General features: G+C 58.6%; 13 protein-coding genes and 1 tRNA gene. 6 read left to right on the forward strand and 8 right to left on the reverse strand.

Annotated elements, in window-relative coordinates; genetic code table 11:
* The first annotated feature begins 22 nt into the window (after positions 1-22).
* Together IPI71_08905 and IPI71_08910 are read left to right on the forward strand one after the other, a co-directional pair.
* The gene (locus tag IPI71_08905) at positions 23-1,228 is read left to right on the forward strand and encodes a molybdopterin molybdotransferase MoeA (GenBank protein QQR70755.1); all 1,206 of its coding nucleotides are present in this window, start codon (positions 23-25) and stop codon (positions 1,226-1,228) included.
* The gene (locus IPI71_08910) at positions 1,222-3,081 is read left to right on the forward strand and encodes a molybdopterin biosynthesis protein (protein ID QQR72007.1); all 1,860 of its coding nucleotides are present in this window, start codon (positions 1,222-1,224) and stop codon (positions 3,079-3,081) included. Before IPI71_08905 ends, IPI71_08910 begins: the two co-directional genes overlap by 7 nt.
* Here IPI71_08910 and IPI71_08915 read toward each other — a convergent pair.
* Together IPI71_08915 and IPI71_08920 are read right to left on the reverse strand one after the other, a co-directional pair.
* On the reverse strand, positions 3,044-3,505 hold the full coding sequence (locus IPI71_08915; protein ID QQR72008.1) for a TIGR00725 family protein: 462 nt from the start codon (positions 3,503-3,505) through the stop codon (positions 3,044-3,046). The genes IPI71_08910 and IPI71_08915 overlap by 38 nt on opposite strands.
* A 26-nt stretch (positions 3,506-3,531) precedes the next feature.
* Complete coding sequence (locus IPI71_08920) at positions 3,532-4,977, reverse strand: aldehyde dehydrogenase family protein (protein QQR72009.1); 1,446 nt, start codon at positions 4,975-4,977, stop codon at positions 3,532-3,534.
* A gap of 133 nt (positions 4,978-5,110) precedes the next feature.
* On the opposite strand from IPI71_08920, the gene IPI71_08925 reads away from it, so the two are divergent.
* A complete protein-coding gene (locus IPI71_08925; protein ID QQR72010.1) occupies positions 5,111-8,314 on the forward strand; it encodes an isoleucine--tRNA ligase in 3,204 nt (1,067 codons plus the stop codon).
* On the opposite strand, the gene IPI71_08930 is transcribed toward IPI71_08925, so the two are convergent.
* Both IPI71_08930 and IPI71_08935 read right to left on the reverse strand, forming a co-directional pair.
* Positions 8,282-9,013 (reverse strand): tRNA 5'-guanylyltransferase, encoded by a 732-nt coding sequence (locus tag IPI71_08930; GenBank protein QQR70756.1) that lies wholly within the window; start codon positions 9,011-9,013, stop codon positions 8,282-8,284. The genes IPI71_08925 and IPI71_08930 overlap by 33 nt on opposite strands.
* Positions 9,014-9,065: 52 nt before the next feature.
* Complete coding sequence (locus IPI71_08935) at positions 9,066-9,323, reverse strand: PRC-barrel domain-containing protein (GenBank protein QQR70757.1); 258 nt, start codon at positions 9,321-9,323, stop codon at positions 9,066-9,068.
* A 50-nt stretch (positions 9,324-9,373) separates the two neighbouring features.
* Here IPI71_08935 and IPI71_08940 point away from each other — a divergent pair, with 50 nt between their 5' ends.
* Complete coding sequence (locus IPI71_08940) at positions 9,374-10,507, forward strand: CBS domain-containing protein (GenBank protein QQR70758.1); 1,134 nt, start codon at positions 9,374-9,376, stop codon at positions 10,505-10,507.
* Here the strand turns inward: IPI71_08940 and IPI71_08945 are convergent.
* From IPI71_08945 to IPI71_08955, 3 genes are read right to left on the reverse strand one after another with little or no spacing between them, the layout of a single operon-like run.
* A complete protein-coding gene (locus IPI71_08945) occupies positions 10,494-12,149 on the reverse strand; it encodes a radical SAM protein (GenBank protein QQR70759.1) in 1,656 nt (551 codons plus the stop codon). The genes IPI71_08940 and IPI71_08945 overlap by 14 nt on opposite strands.
* The gene (locus IPI71_08950; GenBank protein QQR70760.1) at positions 12,139-12,759 is read right to left on the reverse strand and encodes a DUF115 domain-containing protein; all 621 of its coding nucleotides are present in this window, start codon (positions 12,757-12,759) and stop codon (positions 12,139-12,141) included. The genes IPI71_08945 and IPI71_08950 overlap by 11 nt, the downstream gene beginning before the upstream one ends.
* Positions 12,749-14,215, reverse strand: coding sequence for an NAD-binding protein (locus IPI71_08955; GenBank protein ID QQR70761.1), 1,467 nt, complete (start codon positions 14,213-14,215; stop codon positions 12,749-12,751). The genes IPI71_08950 and IPI71_08955 overlap by 11 nt, the downstream gene beginning before the upstream one ends.
* Before the next feature lie 147 nt (positions 14,216-14,362).
* On the opposite strand from IPI71_08955, the gene IPI71_08960 reads away from it, so the two are divergent.
* A tRNA-Lys gene (locus IPI71_08960) sits at positions 14,363-14,436 on the forward strand.
* Positions 14,437-15,021: 585 nt separating this feature from the next.
* Positions 15,022-15,654, forward strand: coding sequence for an RDD family protein (locus IPI71_08965; protein ID QQR70762.1), 633 nt, complete (start codon positions 15,022-15,024; stop codon positions 15,652-15,654).
* Between the two features lie 153 nt (positions 15,655-15,807).
* Here IPI71_08965 and IPI71_08970 read toward each other — a convergent pair whose 3' ends face one another.
* Positions 15,808-15,999: a hypothetical protein gene (locus IPI71_08970; GenBank protein ID QQR70763.1), complete on the reverse strand. Its 192-nt coding sequence runs from the start codon at positions 15,997-15,999 to the stop codon at positions 15,808-15,810.
* Positions 16,000-16,080: the final 81 nt, after the last annotated feature.

The following is a 16,080-nucleotide window of genomic DNA, read 5'->3' on the forward strand; positions in this document are numbered from 1 at the left end:
GTTGCCAGCTGGGCTGCTTCAGATGACTCTCTTTTTCAGGACAGTTTCCGTTGAAGATGCCGTCAAGGCCGCCCAATCCATCGCCCCGCTGATGGAGCGGGAGGATGTCCCGCTGACCTTCGCATCCGGGCGTGTGCTTGCCTCGGATATCGCAGCCGACATCGACATCCCGGGGTTCACCCGGGCCACCATGGACGGCTATGCCCTGGTCTCTTCCGATACCATCGGTGCTTCGGAGTCGCTTCCTGCAATGCTCCATCGGACCGGCATGGTTGGGATGGGTACACCGGCCGGAATGACCGTTGGTCCCGGGACCTGCGTGTATGTTCCCACCGGGGGAGCCATACCCGGAGGTGCGGACGGGCTGGCTATGATCGAGGTGACCGAGAGTATCGGCGATGATGTTCTTGTGAGACGGCCGGTCGCGGTCGGAGAGAACATCATGGTCCGGGGTGAAGATTTCACCCGTGGTTCGGTTGTCATCGCACGCGGTACCAGGCTCTCAGCCAGGGATATCGGTGCCCTGGCAGCGGTCGGCACCACCCTGGTCCCGGTCAGGAAACAGCCGGTGGTCGGAATCATATCCACGGGCAACGAACTGGTCCCGGTCTCGCAAACCCCGGCAGGGGGGCAGGTGCGGGACATCAACAGTTACCTGGTCGGTGCATACCTCGCCTCACAGGGCTGCCTGCCGGAATACTTTGGCATCGTACCCGATGACCGAAGCCGCCTGCAGGAGTTCCTCGACAAGGCGCTTCACCGGTGCGATGCGGTTGTTCTCTCGGGCGGCAGCTCGAAAGATGACCGTGATATGACCGTTGATATCATCCGGGATGCCGGGGAAGTGCTGGTGCACGGGGTATCGATTGCTCCCGGGAAGCCTACCATCATTGGCCGCGCCAGGGGAAAGCCGGTCATAGGCCTTCCCGGGCACCCGGCTTCGTCCCTGGTGGTCAGCCTGGTGATCGTGCGCCCGCTCCTCGCCGCCATGACCGGGCAGCGGGAAAGCAGGCTGCCGACACGCCAGGCTATCCTCGCCGAGAACATTTCGTCCATGAAGGGGAGAGAGGACTATGTCCGGGTCCGCCTGTCCGAGGGCATGGCATTCCCCGAATTCGGAAAATCGGGTCTCATCAATACGCTCATCAGGAGCGACGGCCTGGTCAGGATACCGCCCGGAGTGGAGGGTCTCGAAGAAGGCGACGTGGTCGAGGTGATAATCTGGTGAAACGGTATCTCTCGCTCAAAACGCTCCGTGAAGTGCAGGATCTCATCCGGCAGGAATTCCCACAGAGGCGGGTTCGCACGACCTGTGCGATCGAACGATCGGTCGGGAGGATCACGGCCGAACCTCTCTTTGCCCGGTACTCGGTTCCCGAGGTGCACCTTGCGGCAATGGATGGCATCGCGGTCAGGAGCGAAGATACCTGGGGGGCCAGTGAGCAGAAGGCGGTCACGCTCCATGACTTTGCCAGGGTGAACACCGGCAATGTCATACCAGCAGGATATGATGCGGTGATCATGATCGAGGATGTGCGGATGGTCGGCGGGACCGCGGTTATCCGGAAATCTGCGAGCTCCTGGCAGCATGTTCGGCCGGCAGGCGAAGACATCGCCGAATCAGAGATGATAATCCCGTCGGGCCATCGCATCCGTCCCCACGATATCGGTGCACTTGCCGCGTATGGGTTCGTGGAAGTGCCGGTCCTGACCGTCACGATCGGGATCATCCCTACAGGAACGGAACTTGTTCCCGCAGGAATTCGCCCGCTCCCTGGTCAGGTCGTCGAGAGCAATACTGTTATGGCCCAGGCATGGCTCAATTCGCTTGGAGCAACCTGCAGGCGGTACCCCCCGACAGCCGATGAACCCGATCAAATCCGGGCCGCAATCCGCCATGCAGCCTCTGAAAATGACGTAGTTATCGTCTCTGCCGGTTCTTCGGCTGGAACGCGGGATTTCACAGCCCTGGTTATGGCGGAGATAGGAGAAGTCCTGGTCCATGGGATCGGCATCAAACCGGGAAAACCTGCGATAATCGGGAGGGTCGAATCGGTGCCGGTCATCGGGATGCCTGGCTACCCGCTTTCGGCACTCACTGTGCTCCGGGAGGTCATAGTCCCCCTGCTCTCCCGGTTCGGCCTCCCGGCTCCGGATCCGGAGGTTCTTACCGCAGAGCTCACGACAACCCTCCATTCCGAGGTCGGGACCTGCGAATTCGTCCTCCTGTCAATTGGGAATATCCGGGACCGCTGGGTCGCTGTACCGCTCTCGCGGGGATCCGGGGTCCAGATGAGCGGGGTCCGGGCAAACGCATTTCTCCGGATTCCCGATGAACTCGAAGGTTATGAAGCAGGACAGACGGTCCCCGTGGAACTCCTGGTTCCACGCAGCCAGGCGGCTTCCGCTCTCCTGGTGACCGGGAGCCATGACCCGTCGCTCGACCATCTAACCGAGCTGGTCGGCGCCAGGGGAGTGTCTCTTCATTCCTCCCATACCGGCAGCATGGGTGGGATCCTGGCATTGAAACGGAGGAGCTGCCATGCTGCCCCCATGCACCTCCTCTCCCCAGAAGACGGCGAGTACAACATCCCGTTCCTGGAGAAATACCTTCCGGGAGAAGAGGTGACCCTGGTCTGCGTTGCGGAGCGTGAACAGGGAATCGTGTCCCGGGAAGGGCTCACTCTCTCCGAGCTTCCGGGTCATTCCTTTGTCAACCGGCAGAAGGGGTCAGGAACACGACTCCTCCTCGATTACCGGCTCAGGGAGATGGGTATTGCTACCGGGAGCATCCCGGGCTACGACCGGGAACTGACTACCCATATCGGCGTTGCGCTGGCAGTAAAGACCGGTGAAGCGGAAGCCGGGATGTGTGTCTACTCGGCGGCACAGGCGCTCGGGCTCCCCTTTGTCCCGGTCGGCAAAGAACGCTATGAGATCGCCTTCCGGACCGCCGATGGCGATGACCCGAGGATGCGGGCCTTGGAAACGGCAATCTCATCGCCCGAATTCAGGGAGATCCTATCCCGTCTCGGCGGTTACGCTACCCTCGAGACCGGCGTACGGCGGCAAGTGCCCTGATCGCAGCTTCTTCTGGGCTCCTGCAGGAAGCGACTCCTGCGATGTCCCAGGTCCGGAACCCGAACACCGCTTTTCCCATCTTCAGGGCAAGCGCAATCTCGGAGAGGGTTCCATAGGCCCCTCCGATTGCAACCACGGCATCGGCTGACTGGACGATGACCGCATTCCGGGCATTGCCGAGGTTCGAGCGTATCACCACGGAAAGGTAAGGGTTCCCGCCATCTGCACCAGGAATGATCCCGACCGTGGTACCCTTCTCATCCCATGCTCCCCTGCACACTGCCTCCATCACCCCTCCCAGCCCCCCGCACAGGACAACGGCCTTGTTTTCTGCAAGGATCCTGCCGATACAACGCCCGGCCGCATATTCGTCAGGGGTGCATGTACCCGGACCGATGATCGCAACCTGGGCTGGCGGCCCCACTGCATCTTCTCCGGCATCTTCACCCACTACCGGTCACCCCGGGCATCCAGTACAAGGAGGCGTTCATCGGTCATCTCCTGGATTGCATACCGCGGACCTTCCCGGCCGGTTCCAGATCCTTTCACCCCTCCATAGGGCATGTGATCGACCCTGAACGTGGGTATATCATTTGCCACAACCCCTCCCACGCGGGATTCGGCAAACACTTTCATGATGCGCCCGAAATCCCGGGAGAACACCCCGAGCTGCAATCCATACCTGCTCCGGCCGGCACTGGCCAGGGCATCATCGAAATTGCTGTACCGGTTCACGGTGATGACCGGTGCGAAAACCTCCTCCTGCTCCACCCGCATCGCGGGATGGGTCCCGCAAAGAACTGTCGGGAAAAAGAGCGGACCATTCCGCGTTCCGCCAATAACGACCTGTGCTCCACCGGCAACCGCTTCATCGACCATCCGGCCTGCACGGTCAACAGCACTCGCAGAGATCATCGGCCCGACATCCGTCCCCTGGTCACGTGGATCACCTGTCCTGAGAACAGCTGTCCCGGCGCAGATGCGGGAAAGTACATAATCATGGATGTCTTCATGCAGGAGAACCCGCTGCACTGATATGCAGACCTGTCCGGCATTGGAAAACCCTCCGGCCACGATCCGGGTCGCTGCGTAGTCCGCGTCGGCATCGGAATGCACTATTACGGCCGCATTTCCACCAAGCTCGAGCGTAACCTTCTTCCTCCCGGCGCGCTCTTTAAGGGACCAGCCGACTTCCGGGCTCCCGGTGAAGGTCAGGACCGCGATCCTGGAATCGGAGACGAGACGCTCGGCAAGTTCTCCCGGGCAGGGGACCACGCTGAGTGCCTCGGGGGCAAGTCCTGCACACAGTGCCATCTCGGCAAGCAGGATCGAGGAGACCGGTGTGGCTGATGCCGGTTTCAGGATGAACGGGTTTCCAGCGGCGATTGCCGGGCCGAGCTTGTGGCAGGCCAGGTTGAGCGGAAAATTGAACGGAGTGATTCCAAGGACTGGCCCGCACGGGAACCTCCGGGATATCCCGATCCTGCCTTCGGCGCCCTCGGTCCAGTCAAGGGGGATAACTTCACCGCCGATCCTCTTTGCCTCTTCAGCAGAGGTGCGAAGGGTTGCAACTGCCCGCTGGACCTCGACTGCGGCAGACGTCACGGTTTTCCCGCTTTCAAGAACGATCACCCTGGCCAGTTCTGATGCCCTGGACTCCACCTGGTCGGCAATGGAAGAGAGGATCCTGCTTCTCTCCCCGGAAGAGAGCCGCCTGGTGCATTCAAAGGCCTCTTCTGCAATGCCTGCTGCATCTTCGAGATCCCTCACGGTTGCCTGGTGTACCCGGGCGATGGTATCGCCCGTGTAGGGAAATCTCACTTCGATCGGTGCCGGGTTTTCTCTCCACTCGCCGCCGACCAAGAACCGGTATTCGGGAACATTGCCTGCTGCCATCCTGCTCACCGTTGCCACATCCCCGGATTGGAGGTGCCTGGTTAAAGAAACTACTTTGTGTTCAGTAGGATAATAGCTGTGAATATATGCGCAACCGGAGATGCGGGTAGATGAACCGGGAGGAAGGATCCGGGTGAAGGAAGCTGCCAGTACATACAGTGCACGGGAGATCGAGGACGCCATACAGAAGTTCTGGGAAGAGAGCGCCGTGTACCGGAAGACAAAAGATCTCCATGCAGCCGATGAGGACTTCTTCTTTGTTGACGGGCCACCCTATACCACCGGCCATATCCATCTTGGCACGGCGTGGAACAAGATCATCAAGGACTGCATCCTCCGGTTCACCCGCATGACCGGGAGAAACGTCATTGCCCGCGCCGGGTATGACATGCATGGTCTTCCCATCGAAGTCAGGGTCGAACAGCAGCTGGGATTCTCCTCCAAAAAGGATATCGAGCGTTTCGGCATCGGGCCGTTTATCGATCGGTGCCGGGAGTTCGCCGCAAAAAATATGGCGATCATGAGCCGGCAGTTCCAGGATCTCGGTGTCTGGCTGGATTTCGATGACCCATACCAGACCATGCACCCCGGGTACATCGAAGCGGCATGGTGGACCCTGAAGAAAGCCGATGAGGCAGGGATGCTCGAGCGCGGGCACCGCGTGGTCAACTGGTGCCCACGGTGCGCGACCGCGATAGCTGATGCCGAGGTCGAGTACTGGGATGAGAGCGACCCGTCAATCTTTGTCAAGTTCCCGGTCACCGGCAGGGAAAACGAATACCTGGTGATATGGACAACGACGCCATGGACCCTCCCGGCCAATGTCGCTGTTGCCGTCCACCCCGATATCACCTATGCCCGTGTCGAGGCCATCAAAGGAGGGAGGAGAGAGATCCTCTGGATTGCCGATGAGCTGGTCGAGCCTGTGCTCAGGAAGGGGAGGTACCAGGATTATTCAGTCCTCGAAAAAGCGGGTGGCAGTCATCTCACGTCCTTGACCTTCTACTCACCGCTTGAAGAGCAGATCCCCCTGCAAAAGGAGATATCTCACAGGGTGGTGACCGCTGACTTCGTCACCCTTGAAAATACGGGGATGGTCCACATCGCACCCGGGCACGGGTGGGATGATTACCTGCTGGCCTGCCGGGAGAACCTCCCGATCATCTGCCCGGTAGATTCAACCGGCCGGTTCCAGGAAGAGGCAGGGGAGATCGCTGGCACCTTCATCAAGGCGGCAGACCCTGTGGTTCTCGATTATCTCGGCGATTACCTCCTGGCCCGGGAAACGGTTGTGCACCGTTACGGTCACTGCTGGCGGTGCAAGACCCCCATCATTTTCAGGGCTACCGAGCAATGGTTCCTGAAAGCCTCGGAGCTGCGCGATCGCATGCTCGATGAAGTTGCAGAGGTGACCTGGTATCCCGAATGGGCCGGCAGCGCACGGTTCTACGACTGGATCAAGGAGGCGCGCGACTGGTGCATCTCCCGGCAGCGTTACTGGGGGATCCCCATCCCCATCTGGGAATGTCGTTCGTGTGGCAGGACCCGGGTTTTCGGCACCGTCCGTGAGCTTGAGGAGGCTAGTGGATCGCTGCTCCCTGATCCCCACCGGCCCTATGTCGATGAGATACCGGTCCCATGCACCTGCGGTGGATCCATGCGACGGGTAGAGGATATCTTCGATGTCTGGTTCGATTCGGCAGTCGCTTCCTGGGCGACACTCGGGTTCCCGGCACAAACAGAAGCATTCGACCGTCTCTGGCCAGCTGATTTCATTACCGAAGGGCAGGACCAGACACGCGGCTGGTTCTACTCCCAGCTTGGAGCAAGCACCATTGCATTCGGCCGCTGCCCATACCGGAGCGTGCTGATGCACGGATTTGCCCTTGATGCCGAAGGACGGAAGATGAGCAAGAGCCTGGGAAACGTAGTCACCCCGGAAGAGGTGGTCGCATCCCAGGGAGTGGATGTCCTCCGGCTCTACGTCCTCTCTTCGAGCGCTCCCTGGGATGATCTCAAGTTCAACTGGGACGGGGTCAAGACCGTGAACCGGGCAATGAACATATTCTGGAACGTGTACCGGTTCCCGCTCCCTTACATGATCCTTGATGGTTTTTCCCCGGCAGCCGGTGTGGACGGGGCATGGGACCCTTCCGGAGTGGCAATGCGCCTGAACCGCATGGCACCGGAAGACCGGTGGATCCTCTCCCGCATCAACTCGTGCGCGGCAGAGGTTGATAATGCCCTGCAGGAACGCCAGCTCCACCGGGCGACACGGATGCTCATCTCGTTCATCCTCGAGGACCTGTCTCGCTGGTACGTCCAGCTGGTGAGGGAACGGATGTGGCTTGAAGGGGAATCGGCGGAAAAGACCGATGCCTACGAGACCATCACCTATGTGCTGCGCCGGCTATGCGGACTGATGGCCCCTTTTACACCGCATATTACCGAGCAGATGTACCAGAACCTCAAGCTTCCGGGAGACCCGGAAAGCATCCACATGACCGCCTGGTTCCCGGGCAACCGAGACCTTGTCGATGAACGTCTCGAACAGGAGATGGCAGCGGTCCGCTCGTTTGATGAGGCCCAGGCCAATGCCCGGCAGGCAGGACATCGGAAACTCCGCTGGCCGGTTGCCGAATGCGTGGTAGTGACCGGTGACGATGCAGTGGCCCGGGCGATCGAAGACTTAAACACCATCTGCAGGGATCGGGCAAATGCGCGGAGAGTCCGGGTCCTCAAAAACTCGTATGACCGGTCCGGATGGCGGGCCGAACCGGTCATGAAAGCGCTCGGACCAGCATTCGGGAAGAAAGGGCCCCTGGTGCGCGAGCTCATCGCGGCAACCGATGCGGCTCGCCTCAAGGCCGCGCATGACCGGGGAGAGCAGGTAGTCCTCCGCCATGACAGCGAAACGTTCTCCATCGTGCCGGGCATGGTCACTTTCGTGGAAGAACTTCCCCCCGGCATTTTCCAGGCCCCGATGGATGGCGGGAAGGTATACGTTGATACCACGCTTTCGCCCGAGCTCGAAGCAGAAGGGTATGCCCGGGAGATCATCCGCCGTATCCAGGAGATGCGCAGGCAGCTTGACCTGCGGGTCGAGGATTACATTACTGCGGCAGCGGCCATCACCGATGAGCGGGTGGCTGGACTTGTCGGCGATCTCTGGAAAGAGGGGATCGGGGAGCAGGTGCGGGCCGCTGCCCTGTCCATCACCGCCAGGGATGGGAATGCAGACCTGCCCGGGTTCGAACTGTCACGGGAATGGGATGTGGAAGGCATCCCGGTGGTGATCGCTATTTCACAGTTCCGCAAAGAGCCGGGAAAGGAATAACCGTCCTTCGGGAGAGCTGAAGAGCGGGGGAGCCCGGTCGCATTCAACGGTGGTCCTGACCGACCGGACCATCCTTCCAAGCCGTGGGTTCCACCCTTCGATCGTCCTACCTTTCCGGTAAACCAGAACGCCCCTTCGCTGCCATACAGGCGTTTTGGCCAGGTTGATTCCATGTGAGAATGCCAGTTCATGCAATGATGCCGATGAGAGTCCCTTTAACTGCCGTGCTGCCTCGGTCCTGCTGCACCCTGCTTCTGCCAAAGCATACTGGCACCAGGCATTGATATGGTTCCTCCAAGCCTCGATCTGGCGCTCTATCAGGTATTGGACGGCAACCTCGGGAGTGACCTGGATGATCCGGGCATCGAATGAAACCGGGATTTGGGAACCGGCCTCGAGGGTCAGGGCACTTGCGGCATAGGATGCCGTCACCGAATCGATCTTCTCGATTCTCCCGGAAAAAGGGAGGGTAGGGAAATACAGGCTGATCTCATCGGAGAACGTATAGGAAAACGCAGGAGAAAGGCCCGAATCCGATATCAGGCGTTCACAAACAGTGGTCATCATTTCCGAGAACCTGAGGTCAAACGGCCGCTCGAGTCCCCATTTGTCGGCTATGACATGAAAGTTCCTTCCGTCAATCCGGACAAAGACCGGTGGTATACAGGTCAGGGAACTGTAAATCTCCCGTCTCTTCATGAGCGCTGTCCTGTGAGGACTCCCGGACGAAAAAAGATACTCCTGCCCGTGGTCAGGCATCCTCCGGCCTGAATGCACCGGGCAGGTGGCGGATGAGAACGATATCGCCGATACTCCTGATAATGCGGAACGGTATTTTCAGGCCTTTGTAGTTCTTGATATCCACAAGCTGCTGGTTGAGCTTTCCCACCACAATCGATTCCATCCTCTTTGATTCCACATCGATGAGGACATCCTCAACCTCACCGACAAAGACGCTTTTTTCGGTGTACACCTTCAGTTCAAACATCTCAGTAATCTGGTTTCTCATCCCAATCAATGAAAGATATATACTATTCAGTTAAAAATATACCCCTCTATATGAACGGGTCGTTCAAAATCGGGACGATTTACGGTATTCCTGTGCTCCTTCACTGGACATTTATTCTCATCATCCCGTTCTTTGCATGGGTCATCGGGAGCCAGATCATCCTGACATCCGAACTGATCTCAAAATTGTTCGCTATAGGGATCGACACCAGCCTGATAGGGTCCGGGATCACTCCCTATGTCTTCGGGGCGGTTGTGGCCCTCGGCCTGTTCTTCGGAGTATTCATCCATGAGATGGCACACTCCGTGCTTGCAAAGAGCAGAGGGATCAGGATCAACAGCATTACGCTGCTCATCTTCGGGGGAATCTCATCCATGGAGGAGCAGACCCCCGATCCAAAGATCGAGCTCCCGATGGCGCTTGTGGGCCCCCTCACCAGTCTTGCCGTCGGGATCATCTGTATCGGCATCATGTACCTGTGCGATGCGGTAATCGCTGCAGCTCCTGTCGCAGGAGCCTTTGTCTTCACCTTTGGGTACCTTGGTCTCCTGAATGTCTTCCTGTTTGGCTTCAACCTCCTTCCTGCGTTTCCAATGGACGGAGGACGTGTGCTCCGGGCGTGGCTTGCACGAAGGATGCCCCTGAACAAGGCAACGAAGATTGCCGCCGACGTTGGGAAGGTATTTGCCGTTGTGTTCGGGCTCGTCGGAATTTTTTTCTTAAGCCCAATCCTGATCCTCATCGCCTTCTTTATCTATATCGGGGCTTCCCAGGAATCGACAGCCGTCAAGTACAGTTTTTTACTCAAGGATGTCACAGTCGGCGATATCATGGCCCGGGAAGTGCTCACCGTTCAGCCGGATATGACGGTAAGGAGCGTGATCGACCTCATGTACGCCACCAAGCACCTGGGCTTCCCGGTCCTAAATCGGGGAATCGTGGTTGGGATGGTCACCCTTGCCGACGTCCATAAGATCCCCTCCCTGGACAGGGAAGCCATGCAGGTCCGCGACATCATGACCCCGGGTGCCATAACGCTCCCTCCATCGGCACCGGTCATCGATGCCCTTCGGATCATGTCCGGCAGCAACATCGGCCGGATCCCCATCATGGATGGCGAAATACTGCTGGGGATCGTCAGCCGGACAGATATCATGAAGGTGATCGAGCTCAAGGAGATGTAATAAAAGAGATATGGTCCTCGAGCGGGAGTATTCCCGCCAGGGACCTTAGCTCCTGTTTATCCCTCAGCGGCCGGTGCGAAAAAACCCTTCCTGCCAGTTTTCCACCGATCCCGGGGATCCACTTGAGAGCGGCGAGCGGAAGCTCGTTGATCCGTATCGGGGAGGGAAGGGCGGTTACCGACCTCATCCCGTGTTCCACGACCACCACGTCGAATACGGCCCGGACCGGGAGTCTGAGAGGGATTCCCACGAGGATAGGGTAGGAACCCATCTGCCTGCCGAATGAGATGCGCCCTTCCTGCTCGATCACCACCCCGCGGAGCACGGTTCCCGGAGGAAACACCTTCCGAAGCATCGGGAGATCGAATTCTTTCCTGACCTTTTCCTTGAATACCCTGAACCTGGCGGCATGCAACCCGAGCGTGTTGTCGTTGTATGCGCGGGTCCCCTCAAATGCCATCAACTGACGTATGTTCACCCTTCGAACCAGCAGGTTGCCGGAGAGCAGTCGGGACAGGAACTGCTCGTTGAGGGTATAGGTCTCCGGGGTCTCCCCGGCAAGGCCGCAGACGAAGTTCAGACCGGGGAGGAGCTCGGGGATACCATCCCGGCGGACAGCCCCCACCTCGTTCACGATAGCGATGGCCTGCATCACCTCTTCCGGCCCTGCCTTGAGGTTATTTGCCGCGACAACGGCCGGGTCGGCGGTCTCCATTCCGAAAGCGGCAACGTCACCCGGGGTATGGTAACAGACTATCTCCCGGAGCGCACTCCGGGCAGCATCCTCGTGGCGGGCAATGGTTCCAGGGTTGATATTGTCGATATGCAGGGTTTTAAGGCCTGGTGCCGCAGCCCTGATCTCGGCGAACAGCTCGCCTATCCGTTCCGGTTGCGGGACCGGATATGCACCGCCGGGTGACTGGTAGACAAGGAGGTCGGGCTGCCTCCCGAGCCTGAAATGGCGGGCACCGGCACGGGCAAGCGCTGTAACTTCCCCGGATATGCTGCTGACGCTCCGATATCGGGGTGCCCCGTAGAAGGGTTCGGTGCAAAACGAGCATCCGCCGGCAAGCGACCGTGGGCACCCCCGGGCGGTCTCGAGCTCGCACATGACGAACGGATACGAGGGGTGTTGCCTGATGATATCAGCTCCTCCGACACTCCACGGATCCGAGCGGGCATAGTCCAGGGATCCGTACGTTCTTCCCTCGGACAGGAAATTGTCAAGCGCTTCCGGGGGCGAACCGGCAAGCAGGTGATCGAATCCCGACACAGCCTGGCGGGTTGCTTTTTTTCCTCCTTCCGGGGCATATCCAAACCCGATCGGTCCGGCAAGCAGGCGTACGATTCCCCTTAGCCGTGTGCCGATCTGCTGGATCTCGGTCAGGGTGGCGGGGGTCCCGCCCAGGTACTTTCCCGGGACGGTGATCCCGGCAATCATCACGACAATTCCTATGGCGTCCCTTCGCACGAGGAGCTGCGGATCGGTGCGGATCTGGTCGATGGTGAGATAGCGGGGAAGAAACCCGTGTTCACGGAGCACGCCGGTAACGGTCCTGATATACGGGGATATGTAGGGAGGAACCCCAAGACAGGCAGGTTCATCGACATAGCCATCGATCAGGAGGGCTTCAGCAGGCATAGCCGATCAGGGCGAGGAGCTGCCGTGCCCACTGGAGCTTCCCCCGCTTGATAAAATCGACGTCCGGGTCATCGAGGTCGAACCCGATGATGATAATCCGGTCCGCCCCGAGGTGGTCTGCGGCAAAGACCGCCCGGTCTCCGTCGGTGAACCCCCCGAAATTGTGAAGCGGCGGGACAGGCCGGGACTGTGTGGTACCGACAACCGGACCAGCGAACCTTGGTGTCCAGTACCTGATGAGCGGTATGTTATCGCCATGGGCATGGATCACCATGACCGTTCCTTCGCAATTCATGGAAAGGTAGTCATCGGTTGCCCCGTCAAGATCGGTGAATACAGCGTCAGGCCGGATGCCTGCCCGGAGGAGGACTTCGGACGCGGCATCAGCAGCAAAGACATTTCCCTCGATACGGAAAAGTTCGTCCTTCAGGCAGGGTGCATTCCCGCAGACAGTGACAACGGTATCCCGGCAGAGCGCATCGAGGAGCGGAAGGTCGTCTCCGGGAAGGAGCGCGGCAAGCAACAGGGCGGCCTCTTCGTCCTTCTCCCGTTCGAATCCGAAACTTTCCAGGATCCGGGTGTAGTAGGGCTCCCACTCCTCAAAGTCCATTCTTGCCCTCATTTTCGAGGCCGACAATTCTGTTGAACCGGGCAATGAGGGGATCCATGATGAGAACCAGGAGCTCCTCTTTCTCCCTGACCCGGGAGAAGTAAGAGAGGGGAATGGTTGCTGCCGCCATGCTGGGATGGCCCCCGGCATCGCCGACATCACCGAACGCTTCGCGCAGGACATTCCCGATGTGGATCCGGACATCCCGGTTCCGGGCGGACATGACGATAGCCTCATCTGAGATACCGTAGACGAGCGCCGTGTTGACCCCCTCCAGGCTGATCAGGAGATCGGCTGCCTGGGGGAGAGCATCACGGTTCCGGACAAACCCGACATTGCTTATCAGGTACCCGCTGGTAATTTTCCTGTTCCGGATAGCGGTACCGAGAACGTCCAGCGTTTCCTGGGAGAGCGTGGGGGACATTATCTGGTCAAGGAGATCCGCATCGGTGAGCGGAAGCAGGAACGCGGCATTGTTCAGGTCCTGCGGAGTCACGTTCCGACGGAAGTCGCGGGTGTCGGACCGGATGCCATAGAGAAGCCCGGTGGCAACCCGTTTATCAACAGGGATATCGAGCTCCTGCAGGTACTGGGCGAAGATACTCGCCGTAGCGCCGAGCCCGGGACGGGCATCGACAAACACCGCCCCGTAATCCTCACCCTGATCATCCCGGTGGTGGTCGATGATGATGTGCACCCGCGTTCTGGGGAGGAGTGAGTTGTTCACCCCGGGGGCGGGGGAATCAACGAGGGCGAGGTATGTACATTCCTGGATGGCCGAGGGATCCGCCTTCTCCATCTTGATCTCAAGCAGGTTTACAAGGGTCCGGTTCTCCTGGTGCCCGATGATACCATCGTAAAAGATACGGCACGAGAGACGGTTCGGGTTGGCGTTTGCTGCGATAACCGACAGGGCGAGAGCACTCGAAATGGCATCCGGATCGGGGTTTTTATGGGCGATGATCCCGAGAGTCCCCTCCCATCCTGCGAGCAGGGAGTAGAGGCGCTGGGAGATCCGGTTCGAGTGAAGCTTCATGATCTGGTGGACCGACGCTTTCGCCATCACCTTGTGCGGGTTGATGACCACGTCCGCCCCGGCTTCTTCGAGGCGGGCAGCAGCGATGGCGTCCGGGGCCCGGGCGAGAACGTGTACGTGCGGGTCAGACTCCTTGAGGGTCTTGACGGCGGCCAGATTCGCGGCATCGTTGTCGGAAAGGACGAAGGCGATCTCAGGCACGAGCTGGCCTGAGAACAGATCAGGCGAGGTGATATCCCGTTCCACGGCATCGATTCCCTGGTCGCGGAGCTCCCTGACCCTGTCCCCGTTCCTGTCGAACACCAGGATCCTGGCAGCATTATCACGGAGCTCCTGGAGGATATGGTATCCCGTGCTGCCGCACCCTAGCAGGGCATATTTCGCACGGCCCGGAGGTTCGGTCTGCGCCGGATCAGGCATATGTGCACATATGGGCTCCAACGGGATATTAAAGTTACAACCAGGTTTCTGACGGCATTGACAGGCCGGATTCCGATTCCAGGGCCGTTCAAGGGAAAATAAGAAAGATTTATGACACTGCTGCAACCAATGATATAGGTCATAGCAGGGCTTGTAGCTTAGTTCGGCAGAGCGACGGACTCTTAATCCGTAGGCCGTGGGTTCAAATCCCCCCAAGCCCGTTTTTTCTTCTCATCCATCTCCTGTGGGGAACAGGAATTTATCCAGTTCCAGAAGGATAAACCGCATGGTTATCCACGTCTCCTGTATGAAGGGTTGTATCCTCCTTGTTGCTGCCGTCCCGTGATCGGCACGAGAGCGATCATGGCAGTCGAAGGTTGAACGTGTTTGATGCCGTGTAGTTCATGGCGGTCACCATCGTGGCTGCCAGGTACGGTGATATCTTCCTCCGGCTCACACGTGCGTGAGGTGACCGTACTCATCATCATCGCAGGTGTCCGGTGGCTTCGCTTCTCTCAATCGCTACCCTAAGCCTGCCAGAGCCATGTTCTCAGTCACCACCCCGGGAGGGCAGCTCACGGCCCTGATAACCGTCTCCCTGCCTGTGGCAGGAACGACAGGTTTGCTCTCCTATTCGTCCATTCGTTCTGCAGGAAAGCCAGGCACCAGGGAACTTTCTACGTTGGAATCCCCCTGAAGAAAAATGCGCAATTTTTATTAAATTGCATGTATTTGAAATCCGAGCCCGGGATTAACCGATACATTAAAGATATGACCGTACAATGTGTAAATAGAGGAGTAAACTGATGTACTGTCCCAAATGTGGAAAAGTGACAGAACAATCAGGAAAATACTGCCAATGGTGTGGTGCCAACCTGACCATGTACCGCGATCGTCCCTTCACCCGGAAACGGGTGGGGAGCATCAGGACCGAGAAATTCGCCGGTCTCGGAGGAAGGTTCCTCGGGGGGCTAATCGATCTCATTTTTCTTGTTCTCTTCGATCTTATGGCTGCTGCATTTGTCGGTATCGTTTCCTGGCTTTTCAGGTATCCTGACCCGATATCGGAGACGATCAGGATGCTGTATCAGTACTACCTGCATGTTCCGAGGACTGATGCCACCGGGCAGATCGTCAATGCCGCAATTCCGCCCCAGATCCTTCTCTCCGCTGGCATCTTCCTCCTCCTGATCCCCTGGATCTATTTCGCCTACCTTGAAAGCTCCAGGAACCAGGCATCGCTTGGAAAATTGGTAATCCGGGTAGCAGTGACCGACATGCAGGGAAACAGGATCACGTTCTCAAGAGCAACCCTTCGTTTCTTTGGAAAGTGGCTATGTGTTCTCACCCTCTTCATAGGATTCCTGATCATCGCATTCACCGCATACCGGCAGGGACTCCATGACAAGATTGCCGGAACCATGGTGTTCTGCCAGTAACCTTCCTCTTTTTCAGTCGCCGGTAATGGCCATTGTTTGAATTGTTTTGGAAATGCCCGGGCCCCTTGCCCTTGAAACCAGATCGCGGGAAAAAAACGAGAGATTTTATTTCCGCTCCCGATCCCTTTCCGATGTGTTAATGCGAGGTTGCTTTCAATCGTATTTCCCCTTCAGCCCGGCCCACCCGGTAAACCCGCAGTAGATACATCCGATCCCGTCACAGTGGCGGCACTTCCGGGCAGGGCGCTTCACCAGGACTTTACCGGTGCGGTCGCAGTAGATGCAGCCGATGCCTTCGCAGTGGCAGCAGGTCGCTTCTGTATAGATATCCGATTCTTCTGTCATGGTCTCTCCAGAAAGCTTCCTGCCCTGGCACGTTAAGGGTTGTTACTGATGCCAGGTCCAGGGATGGATTCGGGCCTCGTG

The sequence above is a fragment of the Methanolinea sp. genome, assembly GCA_016699325.1.
Lineage (GTDB): Archaea > Halobacteriota > Methanomicrobia > Methanomicrobiales > Methanospirillaceae > UBA9949.

Excerpts from the sequence above, each read along its gene's own strand:
- IPI71_08905 (QQR70755.1), top strand. The coding sequence starts at position 23 with ATGACTCTCTTTTTCAGGACAGTTTCCGTTGAAGATGCCGTCAAGGCC.
- IPI71_08920 (QQR72009.1), bottom strand. The coding sequence starts at position 4,977 with ATGGCAGCAGGCAATGTTCCCGAATACCGGTTCTTGGTCGGCGGCGAG.
- IPI71_08955 (QQR70761.1), bottom strand. The coding sequence starts at position 14,215 with ATGCCTGATCCGGCGCAGACCGAACCTCCGGGCCGTGCGAAATATGCC.
- IPI71_08940 (QQR70758.1), top strand. The coding sequence starts at position 9,374 with ATGAACGGGTCGTTCAAAATCGGGACGATTTACGGTATTCCTGTGCTC.
- IPI71_08965 (QQR70762.1), top strand. The coding sequence starts at position 15,022 with ATGTACTGTCCCAAATGTGGAAAAGTGACAGAACAATCAGGAAAATAC.
- IPI71_08945 (QQR70759.1), bottom strand. The coding sequence starts at position 12,149 with ATGCCTGCTGAAGCCCTCCTGATCGATGGCTATGTCGATGAACCTGCC.
- IPI71_08950 (QQR70760.1), bottom strand. The coding sequence starts at position 12,759 with ATGGACTTTGAGGAGTGGGAGCCCTACTACACCCGGATCCTGGAAAGT.
- IPI71_08970 (QQR70763.1), bottom strand. The coding sequence starts at position 15,999 with ATGACAGAAGAATCGGATATCTATACAGAAGCGACCTGCTGCCACTGC.
- IPI71_08930 (QQR70756.1), bottom strand. The coding sequence starts at position 9,013 with ATGAAGAGACGGGAGATTTACAGTTCCCTGACCTGTATACCACCGGTC.
- IPI71_08935 (QQR70757.1), bottom strand. The coding sequence starts at position 9,323 with ATGAGAAACCAGATTACTGAGATGTTTGAACTGAAGGTGTACACCGAA.